The following is a 15,642-nucleotide window of genomic DNA, read 5'->3' on the forward strand; positions in this document are numbered from 1 at the left end:
GGCGATTCCCTGCTGTTGTACTTCTTTCGGGTAACAACACCGTCATCCGTGCCCGCCGCTGTCCGCGCATCCCTCCGCCGCGTCCCGCGGCCGCCCGCCGCCCGCCGTCCCGTCCGGCGTTGTCGTACCCACCCGCTACGGTGGGCCGCATGGCAGCCCGTACGAAGACCACCGCCAAGCCGCGCCCGGCCTACCGTTGCACCGAGTGCGGGAACCAGCTGCCCAAATGGGTCGGCCGCTGCCCGGAGTGCAACGCCTGGGGCACCGTCGAGGAGTACGGCGCGGTGCCGATCCGGACGACGGCCGCCGGGCCGGTCAGCTCGCCCGCCAAGCCGATCGGGCAGGTGGACGGCCAGGTCGCGACCGCCCGCAGCACCGGTGTGCCCGAGCTGGACCGGGTGCTCGGCGGCGGCATCGTCCCGGGGGCGGTGGTGCTGCTCGCGGGCGAGCCCGGTGTCGGCAAGTCCACCCTGCTGCTGGACGTGGCGGCCAAGGCGGCGAGCGACCGGCACCGCACGCTGTACGTCACCGGCGAGGAGTCGGCCGGGCAGGTCAGGCTGCGCGCCGACCGGATCAACGCGCTCTCCGACCACCTCTACCTGGCCGCCGAGTCCGATCTCGGCGCCGTCCTCGGCCACATCGACCAGGTCAACCCCGGGCTGCTGATCCTGGACTCGGTGCAGACCATCGCCTCCGCCGAGCTGGACGGCGCGCCCGGCGGCCCGGCCCAGGTCCGCGAGGTGGCCGGGGCGCTGATCCGGGTCTCCAAGGAGCGCGGCATGGCCACCCTGCTGGTCGGCCACGTCACGAAGGACGGCTCGATCGCGGGCCCGCGCCTGCTGGAGCACCTGGTCGACGTCGTCCTCAGCTTCGAGGGGGACCGGCACGCCCGGCTGCGCATCATCCGGGGCATCAAGAACCGGTACGGCGCGACGGACGAGGTCGGCTGCTTCGAGCTGCACGACGAGGGCATCGCCGGTCTCGCCGACCCGTCCGGGCTGTTCCTGACCCGGCGTGACAAGCCGGTGCCCGGCACCTGTCTGACGGTCACTCTGGAGGGCCGCCGTCCGCTGGTCGCCGAAGTACAGGCGCTGATGGTCGACTCGCAGATCCCCTCGCCGCGCCGGACGACCTCCGGGCTGGAGTCGCCCCGGATCGCGATGATCCTCGCCGTGGTCGAGCGGCACGGCGGCGTCAAGCTCGGCAAGCAGGACATCTACACGGCGACGGTCGGCGGCGTGAAGCTCAGCGAGCCCTCCGCCGACCTGGCCATCGCGCTCGCCGTGGCGAGCTCCTCCTCCGACACCCCGCTGCCCAGCAACCTGGTGGCGATCGGCGAGGTCGGCCTGGCCGGCGAGGTCCGCCGGGTGACGGGCGTGCAGCGCCGCCTGGCGGAGGCGCACCGGCTGGGCTTCACCCACGCCCTCGTTCCACCGGATCCGGGGAAGGTCCCCCGGGGCATGACGGTGGTCGAGGTCTCGGACATCGGCGAGGCGCTGCAGGCCATCCCGGGCCGTCGCCGGGCCGCCGCGAAGCCGCGCGCGGAGGCTCGCCCGGGCGGCGCCGGAGCGGCTCGGGCGGGGGGCCGTACGGAGTCCAAGTCGGTTGCCGTGCAGCCCGTTCCGGCCTATCCGGAGGAGCTCATGGAGGGGTGGGATCCGATCGATTCCGACGAACTGGCCTGACCCAGACCTTGTTATTGCCGCACGCAGTTAGACTTTGCCCTGTCTAATTGGCATGAAGTGCAGTAATTAGCGACAGGCCGTCGGGCGCCACGCCACACGGTCCGGGTCGACCGGAGGAGTCACGTGGCAGCCAGCGACCGGGTGGACAAGTCCCCCCGCGAGGAGGCCCTGCTGCGGGCCTCCCTCAGTGCCATCGCCCCCGGGACGGGGCTCCGCGACGGACTGGAGCGGGTGCTGCGGGCCAACACCGGCGGTCTGATCGTGCTGGGCTTCGACAAGACCGTCGAGTCGGTCTGTACGGGCGGCTTCGTGCTGGACGTCGAGTTCACCGCCACCAGGCTGCGCGAGCTGTGCAAGCTGGACGGCGCGGTGGTGCTCGACAAGGACATCACCAAGATCGTCCGGGCCGGGGTGCACCTGATGCCCGACTCGACCATCCCCACCGACGAGACCGGCACCCGCCACCGCACCGCCGAGCGGGTCAACCGCCAGACCGGCTACCCGGTGGTGGCCGTCTCGCACTCGATGCGGCTGATCGCCATGTACGTCAACGGCACCCGCCGGGTCCTGGAGGACTCGACGACCGTGCTCTCCCGTGCCAACCAGGCACTGGCCACCCTGGAGCGCTACAAGCTGCGCCTGGACGAGGTGGCCGGCACGCTCTCCGCCCTGGAGATCGAGGACCTGGTCACCGTCCGGGACGTCACCGCCGTTGCCCAGCGGCTGGAGATGGTCCGGCTGATCGCGACCGAGATCGCCGGGTACGTCCTGGAGCTCGGTACGGACGGCCGGCTGCTCTCGCTCCAGCTGGACGAGCTGATCCAGGGAGTCGAGCCCGAGCGGGAACTGGTCGCCCGCGACTACTTCCCCGAGCGGGCCGCCAAGCGCGGCCGCACGGTGCCCGAGGTGCTCGCCGACCTGGAGGCGCTCACCCACGCCGAACTGCTGGACCTGCAGACCGTCGCCAAGGCGCTCGGCTACTCCGGCTCCCCGGAGTCGCTGGACTCCGCCGTCTCGCCGCGCGGGTACCGCCTGCTGGCCAAGATCCCCCGGCTGCCCAACACCGTCATCGAGCGGTTGGTCGAGCACTTCGGCGGGCTGCAGAAGCTGCTCGCGGCGAGCATCGACGACCTGCAGACCGTCGAGGGCGTCGGCGAGACGCGGGCGCGATCGGTCCGCGAGGGGCTGTCCCGGCTCGCAGAATCGTCCATCCTGGAACGCTACGTCTGAGAACGCCGCGTCTGAGAGCGCTGGGTCTGAGAGCGCTGGGTCTGAGAACGCCACGTCTGAGGGCCCGGATCGGGCCTGGGTCGGCCCCGGCCCCGGGCTCGGCTCGGTGCTGAAGCCGTGCCCGGCGCGGGTGGCGGCCGACCTGGCCAGGGGGCTTCTCGACGGGCCGGTGGGGCGGCCCGCCGAGCTGCTGTCACCAGAGTGATGGCTCCACCGGGACGGGACAAGGTGTCTTTCGCGTCGTCATGTCCCGGACATCCGGCGGACATCGGAGCACCTGCGCCGCCGACGCGAACCCGGACAGAACGGTCCGCGGCGGCTGCCTGCGACCCTCCGGTGTGACGATCAGTTCGGCGTGTTCACCGTGGCGTCACAGCCGGACCGCCCCGATGCCGCCGGACCACCCCGCCGGATGACCGGAAAGGCTGGTTTCAGGCCGGGGCGGGCGTCGTCAGCCCTCCAGGCGTACCGAGGTGCGGGCCGTGACCGGGCCGCCGGCCGGGCCGTTCAGGTAGGCCTGGACCAGGTAGTTCCCGGCGGGGGCGGCCGTAGCGTCGGCCGTGGCGCACTGCGGCTTGCTGCGGCTGCGGTCCCAGCTGAACGTCTCGGTCAGGCCGGTGCCCGCCGGGATCTGCACCCAGGTGCTCTGGTGGTCCGTCGGGCAGTCGCCCGAGGACCAGATCCGCTCGTTGGTGGTCGAGGTCACCACGATGGTCGAGGCCGCGCGGCCCAGGTCCACCCGGCAGTTGGAGCCGGAGGCGTTCCGCACGGTGAGGGCGAGGCGGGGCTTGTCCCGGAGCTCGTACGAGTTCTGCGAACCGGCCAGCTCCAGGGTCACCTGGGAGGCGGTGCAGACCGGGAGGGCCATCACCTCGGCGGTGTTCACCGGAGGCTGGCCCGTGGACCCGCCGCCCGCGCCGCCGTTGCTCCCTGCTCCGCCCGTTCCGCCGGAGGAGCCGCCGGTACCGCCGGCCGTCGTGCCGGTGCCGGCCGTACCGCTGCCGCCGGAGCCGCCACCGGTCAGGCTGACCTCGCCGCCGCCGCTGCCCGACACGCCGCCACTGCCGCTGGGCGCGTCGGTGGAGCCCGAACCGCCGCCGCCGGTCCCGCCGGGGCGGCTGGTGATCGCCGGGCCGCTCGGGGTCGCACCGGGCGTGATCGACTGCGCCGGGGCCGGCAGCGCGGTCTTGTCCGACTTTCCGCCACCGCCCTGACCCGACGTCAACCAGAGCAGCACGGCGAGCACGGCGACCAGCGCGCCGAGCACGACGACGCGCCGCCGCCAGTAGATCGAGGCCGGCAGCGGTCCCACGGGTTGACGCAGAGAGGGCACGCGCAAACTCTACGAGACTGTGTGCACCCGTTGACGCATCAACACTGTTCTGGCGTCGCTTCCTTCACATGATCCGCCATTTGCTCCGGATGGGGGAGCCGGACGCAGACCGCCTCGTTCGTCGGCGATCATCCCTGCGAGGGCTCCGGGGAACGGTCGCGACCGGTTCGCAGATCGGGTCCGTACCGTCCCCGAACCGGCTCGGCCGCGCGAACGGGCACCCCGGCGGCACCCCGCAGCACCGGGGTTCCGTGGGGAGAACCGGCTTCCGACCGACCGCGCGGCGCGGACATGGGAGGATCGAGGAGCCATGGTTGCCACTTCCCCCGCCCCCGCCGCACTGCTCCACTCGACCGTCCTCGACTGGTACGAGGCCAACGCCCGCGACCTGCCCTGGCGCACCGCCGAGGCGTCGCCCTGGGCGGTCATGGTGAGCGAGTTCATGCTCCAGCAGACCCCGGTCAAGCGGGTGCTGCCCGCCTACGCCGCCTGGCTCGAACGCTGGCCCACCCCCGCCGCCCTCGCCGCCGACGCGGCGGGCGAGGCGGTCCGGATGTGGGGCCGGCTCGGCTACCCGCGCCGGGCGCTGCGGCTGCACGCCGCCGCCGTGGCGATCACCGAGCAGCACGGCGGCCAGGTGCCGGAGGACCACGCCGCGCTGCTGGCGCTGCCCGGCGTGGGCGAGTACACCGCCGCGGCCGTCGCCTCGTTCGCCTACCGGCAGCGCCACGTGGTGCTGGACACCAACGTCCGCCGGGTGTTCGCCCGTGCCGTGACGGGGGTCGAGTTCCCCGCGCAGGCCACCACGGCCGCCGAGCGCCGGGCCGCGACCGAGCTGTTGCCCGCCACCGCCGAGACCGCCGCGACCTGGGCGGTCGGGGTGATGGAGCTGGGCGCACTGGTCTGCACCGCCCGCAACCCCGACTGCGCCGAGTGCCCGCTGCTCCGGCACTGCGCCTGGCAGGCGGCCGGCAAGCCGCCGTACCAGGGCCCGGCCCGGCGCGGGCAGACGTACGAGGGGACGGACCGCCAGGTGCGCGGCAAGCTGCTGGCCGTCCTGCGGGAGGCGCACGGAGCGGTGCCGCAGGCCCGGCTGGACGCCGTGTGGCCCGAGCCGGTGCAGCGGGCGCGGGCGCTGGACGGACTGGTCAAGGACGGCTTGGTCGACCCGGTCGCCCCCGGGGTGTACCGGCTGCCGGTCTGACGGCTGCCGGTTCCGGACGGATCCGTCCGGGGCCGATCCGCTCGGGACGGATCCGCTCAGGGCGGGGCGGGGCAGGCCGCGGCGGGACATGGAAGCGCCCGCCCCGGGGGGACCAGGGCGGGCGCGGTCTCAGGTACTGCGGGCGGTCAGATGCCTTCGAGCTGCGCCTCGGCCTGCTGGCCGGGGCCGCCGCGCAGCGGGATCTCGCGGAGGAAGACCGCGGCGGCGACCGCGACCAGGCTGATCACGGCGCCCCACAGGAACACGGTGTGGATGCCGTTGGAGACGGCGTGGTGATAGGCGTCCTGGACGGCCGGGTCCAGCTTCCGCAGCTGCGCCGGGCCCAGCTGGCCGGAGCCCTTGACCGCACCGCTGCCGCCGGCCGCCTTCATGGTCGCGGTGACCCGGTCGTTGAAGAGAGCGCCGAACAGCGCGACACCGAACGAACCGCCGATGGTGCGGAACAGGGTGGCCGTCGAGCTGGCCACGCCCATGTCCTTGAGCTCGACGCTGTTCTGGGCGACCAGCATGGTGATCTGCATCAGGAAGCCCATGCCCGCACCGAGCACGACCATGAAGCAGGCCGAGGTGAAGCTGCTGCTGCCGACCCCGAGGGTGGAGAGCAGCAGGCAGCCGCCGGCCATCACGGTCGTGCCGATCATCGGGTAGATCCGGTACTTGCCGGTCTTGCTGACGGCCTGGCCGACCACCAGCGAGACCACCAGCATGCCGAACATCATCGGCATCAGCAGCAGGCCCGAGTTGGTCGCCGAGGCGCCCTGGACGGTCTGCTGGTAGAGCGGGAGGAAGGTGACGGCGCCGAACATCGAGAAGCCGACGATGAAGCCGATGATGGAGACCATCGAGAAGTTGCGCTTCTTGAAGAGCGCCAGCGGGAGCATCGGCTCCTCGACCCGCTGCTCGACGTAGCAGAAGCCGATCAGCGAGGCGGCGGCGAGCGCGGCCAGGCCGAGGATCTCCTTCGAGCCCCAGGCGTACTGCTGGCCGCCCCAGGTGGTGATCAGGACCAGCGAGGTGATGCCCACGGTGAGCAGGACGGCGCCGAGGTAGTCGATCTTCGCGGTGGAGCGGACCTTCGGGAGCTTCAGGGTGACCACGATGACGGCGAGGGCGACCAGGCCGAGCGGCAGGTTGATGTAGAAGATCCAGTGCCAGCTGAAGTGGTCGGTGATGAACCCGCCGGCCAGCGGGCCGCCGACGGTGGCCAGCGCCATCACGGCGGCGAACATGCCCTGGTACTTGGCACGGTCACGCGGAGCCACCAGGGCACCCATGATCGACATCACGCCGACCATCAGACCGCCGGCGCCCAGACCCTGGATCGCGCGGAAGGCGATCAGCTGGGTCATCGACTGGGACAGGCCGGAGAGCGCCGAGCCCACCAGGAAGATGACTATGGACGTGAGGAAGCTGCCCTTGCGGCCGTAGAGGTCGCCGAGCTTGCCCCAGATCGGCGTCGAGGCGGCGGTGGCCAGGGTGTAGGCGGTCACCACCCAGGACAGGTGCTCGGCGCCGTGCAGGTCGCCGACGATGGTCGGCATCGCGGTGCCGACGATCAGGTTGTCGAGCATGGCCAGCAGCATGGCGACCACCAGCCCGATCATCACCAGGCGGATCTCGCGCGGCGACCTGGGGGTGGGGTCGGCCCCCTCGACTCCGGCGGGAGGGTTCTCCGCCGCAGTCTCGACCTGCTGTTGTGACATGGTGCGTCTCCCGGTGAGCGTGGTGCCGGTTGCCGGGCCTCTCGGCACACTTACTTGACGACCGGCTAGTGAATCGTCCGGTCGCACGGTAAGTTGTCCATAAGGCGGGCGTCAAGCCGGTTTCGGCCGAAGGCCCGCGGGCAGGGAGAATGCACTCCGGGCGGACTCCCGCAGATCGGCGTCCCCGTCACCGACCACGCAGTCATGAGGCAGGCCAGCAAGCCATGAGTACGACGCAGAGCCCCCGCAGTGACACCCGGGCGCGCATCATCGACGTGGCGCTGGAACTCTTCGCCGGCCAGGGGTACGAGAAGACCTCGCTGCGGGAGATCGCCGACCGGCTCGGGGTGACCAAGGCCGCGCTGTACTACCACTTCAAGACCAAGGACGACATCGTCCTCGGCATCGTCCAGAGCATGGCGGCGCCGATCGACGAGGCCATCGCGTGGGGCGAGGGCAAGGAGTGGTCGCCCGAGCTGCGGGACGAGGCCGTCCGCCGGTTCGCGGACGGGATGGCCGAGCGGATGCCGCTGCTGCGGTTCTTCCACGACAACCAGCCGGCCCTGCGGGAGTCCCCGGCCGGGCTGGAGTTCAAGTCCCGGATGCTGGCGATGATCGGGCTGGTGCACGGGCCCGACGCGAACTTCCAGGACCGGCTGCGGGCCACCATGTCGCTGTTCGCGATCAACTCTGCGTTCTTCCTGCTGAAGCACGACCAGCAGGCGGCGGCGGAGGTCGTGGGTGCGGCGGGAGCCGAGCAGGGCGCCGTGGCCGAAGCCTGCGGGGTCGGGGTCGACGTGAACGACACCACGCTGGCGGAGGCGATGACGGCGGCCCTGGAGGTCGCGTTGGAGATCGCCGGGCGGATCGAGCCGCAGCCGGCGCGGTAGGTAGAGGATGCGGCTGACGGCTGACGGCTGACGGCTGACGGCTGACGGCTGACGGCTGGGCGACTGCGGATGACCGATGACGGTCGGCAGATGACGGATGACAGATTTTGAAATCTGTCATCCGTCATCGCGCCTCCGTCAACCTCTAGAAGTCGGTCGCACCGTGCTCCGACAGGTAGCCGATCGGATCCACCACGGCCCCGTAGTGGTTGCTGGTCCGGATTTCGAAGTGCAGGTGCGGTCCCGTGGAGTTGCCGGTGCTCCCCGACTGCCCGATCTCCTGTCCCGCCGCCACCGTGTCCCCCGCGCTCACCGAGAGGGACGACAGGTGTGCGTACTGCGCGTAGTGGTCGTCCGGCAGGAGCAGCACGACCTCCTTGCCGTAGGCGCCCGCCCACCCGGCCGAGACCACGGTGGCGTCGCCCACGGCGTGCAGTGGCGTGCCGCTGTCCACCGCGAAGTCGACACCCGTGTGGTACCCCGCCGCGTACTCGGCGTTGGGCACCCCGTACGGGTTGGTGATCGGCGCGCCGGGGGCCGGTGCGTACCAGGCGGGTGGCGGCGCGGGCGCCGGTGCGGGCTCGGCCGCGCGGGCGGGCGCGGGCGGCGGGGCCGCCGGAGTGGCGGGTGCCAGGTCGCGCGCCACCGCCACGGCGTCCTGGGGGGAGGCCGAGCTCGGCAGCTGGTACGCGATCGGCGTCGCGATCTGGACCAGGCTCCCCGTGACGGCCTTCCCCGGCCGGGCCCGCTTTCCCACCGTCGTGGCCCCCGACGCTCCTTCCCGCGCGGCGCCCGTACCGGCTGCCGCATCACCCGCTGCCGCCTCCGCCGAGGCGGGGGGCGAGGCGAGGGCGGCGGTGAAGACCGAGCCGCCCGGAGCGGTCGGCCGGACGGTCTGGGCGGAGGCCGAGACCGGGATCAGCAGTGCACCGAAAGCCAGCGTCATCGCTCCGCTCCAGGCCACCACCGAGCGGCGCTCCCGGAGCCAGGAGGCAGCCGGCCGGAGCAGGGCCGGAGTGCGGTGGGGGACTGCCATGGCGAGTCGGTGGCGGGCGGGTTGCGGGGAAGGCATCAAGTGACGGCACCTCGTGGTCGGGGGCAGCGCGGGGCCGAGCCGCTGGGGCTCGCCGGGCTGGTAGGACCAAACAGATGTAATACGGTCATAACGTCCTGCCCCAAATCACGTACCTACTACGGCGTGTAGTGTCCGCGCCCGCCAACTTCAAGCCGTCGGCCTAATGGTCAGTTGATCCGATCATGGTTAATCCCTCTGATCGGATGGTGGCGCGCCCGCGATGCCCGCCACCGCCCCCGGCGGGCGGCCGCGATGCCGCCGCTGGGCCACGGCTGGGCCACTGCTGGACCGCCGTAGCGCCGCCGCCGGAGCGCGCGCCGCTCGTCCACCACTCCACGACTACTCCGCCTCGTAACACCGTGGCGCCCTGTGACAATCGCCACCGGGAGCGCGTCGTCCACCGGTCCTCGGCGGCCGGGACGGCGCGTGCCTACCCTGGTTGTCGGGAGGCCAATCGTGGCCCGGGCCACAGCCCCGCCGGACGGCATTCCACGGACGGGCTGTCCAGGCGCAGGGCCACGTGCCAGGCTGAGCCCGCGCCGCACGGGCGGCAATCCGCCCGGACCGGCCCACCCGCCCGGACCGACCCACCCGCTCGACCGCACCCGCCCGACCGCACCCGTCTCACCCCACCTGCCTGAGAAACCTTCCCCGACCGGAGGACCTCCTCATGACGGCACCGCAGACGACAGCCCAGCAGCCGACGAACCCGCAGGCGACACCCCCACGCCCGGCCGCCGCACAACTCAAGCCCGGCACCTCCTGGTCCGAGACCTACGCCCGGTGCGTCCAGCAGGCCCCCGAAGCCTTCGCCGCCGACCGCCTGCTCAACCTCGTACGCGGCGAGTGGCGGGCCGTCGGCGCCCCCGGCGAGCACACCACGCCGCTGGACGGCACCGAGATCCCCGGACCGCCCCGGATCGGGATGGACGAGGCGCAGAGCGCCGTCGCCTTCGCGATCGAGCAGCACACCGCCTGGGGGAAGGTCCCGTTGGACGAGCGGAAGGCACGGGTGGCGGCGGCGGTGGACGGTCTCACCGAGCAGCGCGACCTGCTGGCACTGCTGCTGGTCTGGGAGATCGGGAAGCCGTGGCGGCTGGCCTGCGCCGACGTCGACCGGGCCCTGGACGGCGTCCGCTGGTACCTCGACAACATCGAACGGCAGCTGGACGGCCGTACGCCGCTGCCGGGCCCGGTCTCGAACATCGCCAGCTGGAACTACCCGATGAGCGTGCAGGTGCACGCCGAGCTGGTCCAGCTGCTGGCCGGCAACGCGGTGGTCGCCAAAACCCCCTCGCAGGGTGGTTTCCACTGCCTCACCCTCGCCCACGCCGTGATGCTCCGGGCCGGGCTGCCCGTCACCCTGCTCTCCGGCGAGGGCAGCAAGATCGCCGACGCGCTGATCCGGGCGGACGGGCTCGGGGCGCTGGCCTTCGTGGGCGGCCGGGCGAACGGGCGGAAGGCCGCCACCTCGCTCGCGGACCTGAACCGCCGCCACTTCCTGGAGCAGGAGGGCCTCAACACCTGGGGCGTCTGGCGCTACAGCGACTGGCCCGCGCTCGCCGCGCACCTGCGCAAGGGGTTCGAGTACGCGAAGCAGCGGTGCACCGCGTACCCGCGCTACGTCGTGCAGCGTTCGCTCTTCCCGGCCTTCCTGGAGACCTACCTCGGCGTGCTCGGCAGCCTGCGCTTCGGCCACCCGCTGGCCGTCGCCGCCCCCGACGACCCGCTGCCCGAACTCGACTTCGGCCCGGTCATCCACGCCGCCAAGGCCACCGAGCTCCGGGCCCACTTCGACAGCGCCGTCGCCGCCCGCGCCGTCCCGCTGCACGTGGGGGACCTCGACCAGGGCAGCTTCCTGCCCGGCCAGTCCCGGGCCGCCTACCTGGCCCCGGCCGCCGTCCTCAACCCGCCGGCCAGCTGGGCGCTGCACCACTCCGAGCCGTTCGGCCCGCTCGACTCCATCGTGCTGGTGGACACCGAGTCCGAGCTGCTGGCCGCGATGAACGCGGGCAACGGCTCGCTGGTCGCCTCGCTCGCCACCGACGACCAGGAGTTCGCCGACCGGGTGGCCCCCGACCTGCTCGCCTTCAAGGTCGGCATCAACAAGCCGCGCAGCCGGGGCGACCGTGAGGAGGTCTTCGGCGGGCTGGGAGCCTCCTGGAAGGGCGCGTTCGTCGGCGGTGACCTGCTCGTCCGGGCCGTCACCTACGGCGCCGACGGCCCGGACGAGAAGCTCTACGGCAACTTCCCGTCCTACTCCCTCTACCCGGTGCGCTGAGCCACCGGGCCCGGGACCCCTGCCCCGGCGGTTCCCGGCGCCCCCTGGCACTCCCCAACGTCCCCTGGCACTCTCCAACGTCCCCTGGCACTCTCCAACGCCCTCGATATCCCCGACACCCCCGGCGGCCGCTCAGGCAACCGCCGGGGACATCACCTCCGACGGTTTATGCGGTTGCGCGTCCCTGCTCCTGCGGGATGATCAACGGATGACCGACACACCCAGCGCCACGCCCGGCGACACCCCCACCCTGGTCCCCGCCGACGCGGTCCTCAGCGACGCGGTCCCCGCCGACGCGGTCCCGACCGCCGGTCTGAAGGAGCGCCGGTTCGCGGCGCTGCGCCGGTGCGACCGGTTCTTCTCCGGTGCCCGCCCGCAGAACCTGCGCGAGCGGCTGGCCGGCCTGACCACGGACGCCGAAGCGGCGTACGACCTGGACGAGTCTCCCGACCATTACGGGGACGGCGTGGTGCGGGCGCTGGAGCAGCGGGTCGCCGGGCTGCTCGGCATGCCGGACGCCGCCTTCTTCCCGACCGGGACGATGGCCCAGCAGGTGGCGCTGCGGTGCTGGTCGAGCGAGCACCGGACGGTGGCGATGCACCCGCTCTCCCACCCCGAGCAGCACGAGCGGCGCGCCTACTCCCGGCTGACCGGCCTTCAGTCGGTCTGGCCGACCACGGCGCCGCGTCTCCCCACCGCACAGGAAGTCCGGGACATCGAGGAGGACTACGACGTCCTGATGCTCGAACTCCCGCTGCGTGAGGCCGGGTTCGTCCTGCCGACCTGGGACGAGCTGACGGCGACGGTCGCGGCGGCCCGGGAGGCCGGCCGGGCCGTCCACCTGGACGGTGCCCGGCTCTGGGAGTCGGTCTACCACCTGGGCCACTCCCTGTCCGAGATCGCCGAGTTGGCGGACTCGGTCTACATCTCGTTCTACAAGACGCTCGGCGGGATCAGCGGCGCGGCGCTGGCCGGGGACGTCCACACCGTCCGCGAGGCGAGGATCTGGCGCCACCGGTACGGCGGCCAGCTCTTCCAGCAGTGGCCCGCCGCGCTCTCCGCCCTGGCCGGGCTGGATCGTGAACTGCCGCGCCTGGAGGCGTACGTGGACCACGCGAAGGTGGCGGCGGAGGTCCTGGCGGCCCTCCCGGGCGCCCGGGTCAACCCCGAGCCCCCGCACACGCACCAGTTCCAACTCTGGCTCCCGTACCCGGCGGACGTCCTCGACGAGGCGAACCTGCGCCTCGCCGACGAGCAGGGCATCGGCCTGTTCGGGAGGTGGACCGAGCCCGGCCTCCCCGGTCTCTCGTACACCGAGGTGACGATCGCCGCCGCGGCCCTGGAGTGGACCCCGAAGGAGATCACCGAGGCGGCCTCCTCCTTCCTCGCGCTGCTCTGACACCTCCGGGCCCGGTCCGGGCAAGGTCCGGACCTTGCTGTCCGGACAGCACTGCGGCCCCGGCATGTCGCACCGGGGCCGCAGCAGCTGTCGTCGAGTCACACCAGGCCAGGCCACACCAGGCCAGGCCAAGTGACACCAGGTCAGGCGAAGTCAGGCCGGGCTGGCCCGGAGGCCGGTCCGGGACTAGCGGATGACCTTGACCTGGACGGTGGTCTCCATCTTGTCCGGGCTCTCGTTCAGGATCGAGATGCCGGTGTGCGTGTCCGGGACCTTGACGCTGCTGTACGGCGTCGACGGGTCCCAGTAGGTGTGCGTGTGGTCGTTGAAGCCACGGACGCCACCGGTCGGGTAGATCGTGGTGAGCTGGTCGGCCTTGTGGAGCTTCAGGCCGTCCGTCTTGTCGAAGGTGAAGGTCGAGTCGTAGCCCTGGAGGCGCGAGCGCATCAGGGTGCCGTCGGCCCACTTCAGCGGGGTCGGGTGCGCGTCGATCGGGAGGATCAGGCCCTGGCCCGGGTGGTCGGTGACGTTGTTGTCGGACTGCGAGGTGTCCCACAGCCAGATCAGCAGGCCGTTCTGGTTGGCGTAGTGGTCCACCCAGCCCGCCTTCTTGGCGGAGCCGAAGACGTACGGGCCGACCTGCAGGGTGGTGTCGAACGACACGTACTGGCGGTTCTCGGCCAGGTAGTACTGGGCGTAGTCCTTGGAGAACTTGCCGGAGATCCGGGAGAACCCGGTCGCCGTCCAGCCGTTGTCGCCGTTCTCCGCGCCGTCGGTGAAGACGGTGGCGCCGTCGGCGGTGACCACGACGTTGTCGATCGCGAAGCCCGGGTTGTGCACGCCGCCGTCGGTGGTGTTGTGGAAGCGGACCTTGACGGCCTTGCCGGCGTACGCGTCGAGCGAGTACGAGAGGTCGCCCCAGGCACCCTTGGACGAGCCGGTCAGACCGGCCTTGCCCGCCGCGTTCTTCGCGATGGCGGTGCCGTTGAAGGTGCCGTCCAGCACGTTCCAGTGGGCGCCGCCGTCGGTGGAGACCTCGGCGTAGCCGTAGTCGAAGTCCTGCTCCAGGTCGTACCAGCCCTTGGCGGCCAGGGTCGCCGAAGTCTTGCCGGTCAGGTCGAGGTCACGGGTCAGCGAGACGTCGAGGTTGTCGGCGCTGCCGCTCCACCACTCACCGGTGCCCGCGAACGGGGTGTTGATCTCGGTGGTGACGGTCTTCTTCGGCAGGGTGACGAGCAGGGCCTGGGCCTTGTCCGTGTTGTACTCCGCCGGGCCGAGCGTGTGGGTCGAGGTGGTGCCGGCCGTGGCCTTGTCGTAGTTCAGCCAGCCGAGCTGGAGCTTGCTCCAGGCGTCGAAGTCGCCGGGGGTGTCGCCGATCTGGTTCTTGCCCGCGCCGAGCCAGGAACCCGAGGACATCAGCGACCAGAAGCCGACGGAGTTGTCGTCCTTGCCGGTGGTGTCGTAGAGGTCCGGCAGGCCGAGGTCGTGGCCGTACTCGTGGGCGAAGACGCCGAGGCCGCCGTTCTCGGGCTGCATGGTGTAGTCGCCGACCCAGATGCCGGTGTCGCCGACGGGGGTGCCGCCGAGCTTGTTGCCCTCCGGGCCGGTCTGGCCGGCCTGGGTGCCGTAGACGTACGAGCGGTGGGCCCAGAGTGCGTCGGTGCCCTGCTTGCCGCCGCCGGCGGACTCGTCCTCGCCGGCGTGCACGATCTGGAAGTGGTCGATGTAACCGTCGGGCTCGTTGAAGTTGCCGTTGTGGTTGTAGTCGTACCGGTCGTACTGGTCGTACTGCGAGAGCGTGGCCTTGATCTGAGCGTCCGTCTGGCCCTTGGCCTTCTGGTCGGCGACCCAGGCGTTGATGCCGTCGCGGATCAGGTCCTGCGCGTTGTTGCAGATGTGCGCGCCGCAGAAGTCGGAGCCGTAGCGGGCCTCGTTCCACGGCACCCGGACCCAGTCCGAGACCTGGCCGTCGACCGAGTAGCGGCCCGAGGACTGCCGCTCGTAGAAGGTCTTCATCGAGTTCTGGGTCTTGCTGAAGTACAGGTCCTGGTAGTGCTGCTGGTTGTAGTCGGCCTGCCAGGCGGTCGAGTTGTTGGTGGCCGGGTCCGGCTTCTCGATCTGGTTGTGCTGCGGGCCGGGGGTGCCGCCGTACTTGATCTTGCCGTCGGCGGTCTTGGTGGTGTTGTCCACCTGGTCGCTGAAGTCGACCAGGATTGTGAAGATCTTGTCCGTGCGCTGACGGCTGAGCTCCACGTACTTCTCGGGACCGAGCTTCACGCTGGTGCCACCACCGTGCTGCTCGACCTTGGCCGTGCCGGCCAGGAGCTGCTGGGTGGCCTCCTTCTGTTCGGCCTTGACCTTCTCGGTCAGCGGGCCGGGCAGGTCGTAGTCGGCAGGGCCCTGGGCAGTCCCCGACGGGTCGTGTGCGGAGATGTTGGCCGGCGCGGCGGTGGCCGATCCGGGCAGTATGCCGAGTGAGGCGATGACCGCCACGGCGGCACCGGCCGCGACGCTCCTCATGGATATCTTCAAGGTGTGACGTCCTCCCCATGCCGGCACGCTCTTGGCCTGCCGGTGAACCTATGAAAGACAGGTGGGGCACATTTGATCCAAGAGAAGGTAAAAAAGAAAGACCTTGACCATGACATGGCACGGCGCTATCCTCCGCCGATTTCGTTCATCTGACGATCATTCGACTCTCATGTCGACCTGCTAGGCAGGGGTATCCGTCGTATTCGAACGACCAGGGGAACCCGCCGAACGGCTGGGATCGTCGTGGGTTTCATCACAGCAAAGATGAAGCCATGTAAACCTAAAGAGG

Annotated in this window: 10 protein-coding genes; 6 read left to right on the forward strand and 4 right to left on the reverse strand. The window is 71.3% G+C overall.

Translation table 11 applies throughout. The annotated features are described in order from the left end of the window. Nucleotides 1-149: 149 nt before the first annotated feature. Both radA and disA read left to right on the forward strand, forming a co-directional pair. Entirely contained in the window at nucleotides 150-1,685 is a 1,536-nt protein-coding gene (gene radA, locus ABD330_RS00115; protein WP_344459347.1) for a DNA repair protein RadA, read from the forward strand. Between the two features lie 171 nt (nucleotides 1,686-1,856). Then, the gene (gene disA / locus ABD330_RS00120; protein WP_344460003.1) at nucleotides 1,857-2,915 is read left to right on the forward strand and encodes a DNA integrity scanning diadenylate cyclase DisA; all 1,059 of its coding nucleotides are present in this window, start codon (nucleotides 1,857-1,859) and stop codon (nucleotides 2,913-2,915) included. Nucleotides 2,916-3,366: 451 nt separating this feature from the next. On the opposite strand, the gene ABD330_RS00125 is transcribed toward disA, so the two are convergent. Next, entirely contained in the window at nucleotides 3,367-4,248 is an 882-nt protein-coding gene (locus ABD330_RS00125; protein WP_344459349.1) for a hypothetical protein, read from the reverse strand. Nucleotides 4,249-4,558: 310 nt separating this feature from the next. Between ABD330_RS00125 and ABD330_RS00130 the strand changes: the two genes are divergently transcribed. Then, the gene (locus ABD330_RS00130) at nucleotides 4,559-5,452 is read left to right on the forward strand and encodes an HhH-GPD family protein (protein WP_344459351.1); all 894 of its coding nucleotides are present in this window, start codon (nucleotides 4,559-4,561) and stop codon (nucleotides 5,450-5,452) included. A gap of 146 nt (nucleotides 5,453-5,598) precedes the next feature. Here ABD330_RS00130 and ABD330_RS00135 read toward each other — a convergent pair whose 3' ends face one another. Beyond that, nucleotides 5,599-7,176 (reverse strand): MDR family MFS transporter, encoded by a 1,578-nt coding sequence (locus ABD330_RS00135; RefSeq protein WP_425555387.1) that lies wholly within the window; start codon nucleotides 7,174-7,176, stop codon nucleotides 5,599-5,601. Nucleotides 7,177-7,400: 224 nt separating this feature from the next. Here ABD330_RS00135 and ABD330_RS00140 point away from each other — a divergent pair, with 224 nt between their 5' ends. Beyond that, the gene (locus ABD330_RS00140) at nucleotides 7,401-8,066 is read left to right on the forward strand and encodes a TetR/AcrR family transcriptional regulator (protein WP_344459353.1); all 666 of its coding nucleotides are present in this window, start codon (nucleotides 7,401-7,403) and stop codon (nucleotides 8,064-8,066) included. Nucleotides 8,067-8,211: 145 nt separating this feature from the next. On the opposite strand, the gene ABD330_RS00145 is transcribed toward ABD330_RS00140, so the two are convergent. Further along, on the reverse strand, nucleotides 8,212-9,102 hold the full coding sequence (locus ABD330_RS00145) for a M23 family metallopeptidase (protein WP_344459355.1): 891 nt from the start codon (nucleotides 9,100-9,102) through the stop codon (nucleotides 8,212-8,214). 709 nt (nucleotides 9,103-9,811) lie between these two features. On the opposite strand from ABD330_RS00145, the gene ABD330_RS00150 reads away from it, so the two are divergent. Together ABD330_RS00150 and ABD330_RS00155 are read left to right on the forward strand one after the other, a co-directional pair. Then, nucleotides 9,812-11,422: an aldehyde dehydrogenase family protein gene (locus ABD330_RS00150; RefSeq protein ID WP_344459357.1), complete on the forward strand. Its 1,611-nt coding sequence runs from the start codon at nucleotides 9,812-9,814 to the stop codon at nucleotides 11,420-11,422. A 208-nt stretch (nucleotides 11,423-11,630) separates the two neighbouring features. Next, the gene (locus ABD330_RS00155; protein WP_344459359.1) at nucleotides 11,631-12,821 is read left to right on the forward strand and encodes a threonine aldolase family protein; all 1,191 of its coding nucleotides are present in this window, start codon (nucleotides 11,631-11,633) and stop codon (nucleotides 12,819-12,821) included. 186 nt (nucleotides 12,822-13,007) lie between these two features. On the opposite strand, the gene ABD330_RS00160 is transcribed toward ABD330_RS00155, so the two are convergent. Next, complete coding sequence (locus tag ABD330_RS00160) at nucleotides 13,008-15,341, reverse strand: immune inhibitor A domain-containing protein (RefSeq protein ID WP_344460007.1); 2,334 nt, start codon at nucleotides 15,339-15,341, stop codon at nucleotides 13,008-13,010. Nucleotides 15,342-15,642 lie beyond the last annotated feature (301 nt).

Source organism: Kitasatospora kazusensis (genome assembly GCF_039529945.1).
In the GTDB taxonomy this organism is placed as follows: Bacteria; Actinomycetota; Actinomycetes; order Streptomycetales; family Streptomycetaceae; genus Kitasatospora; species Kitasatospora kazusensis.